Here is a 284-nt window from a genome sequence, read left to right as displayed (position 1 = left end):
AAATATTGTATTTTTTGTGATTAGGAGATGGCGATGTAGCGTCGAGCACCTGAGTAACTGATATAGCTAATCCATGTGCGACCTTCGGCAGTAATAACTTTATCATAGCGAACGACTGAGCCAGCTCCGTAGAAGGTGATTTCAGGACTGGACAGACTTGGATTGTTGCGGACACTAGAGTAGGACTGGATGGTGTAGCTACCTGATGCTGGTAGGCTGTTGTTTGTAGATTGAGTAATGGTAGGCTGGATGGCGATATAGCGCCGAGCTCCAGAATAGCTGAT

The 284-nt window shown here is 46.1% G+C and carries 1 protein-coding gene; it reads right to left on the bottom strand.

The annotated features are described in order from the left end of the window. Positions 1-20: 20 nt before the first annotated feature. A partial coding sequence (locus C1G53_RS12275) for an SH3 domain-containing protein (protein ID WP_192873136.1) occupies positions 21-284 on the bottom strand: 264 nt, incomplete at its 5' end.

The sequence above is a fragment of the Streptococcus suis genome (assembly GCF_002960445.1).
GTDB classification, from domain to species: Bacteria; Bacillota; Bacilli; order Lactobacillales; family Streptococcaceae; genus Streptococcus; species Streptococcus hyiners.
Note: the sequence above shows the minus strand (reverse complement) of the source record. Positions and strands in the feature narration are given on the sequence as shown.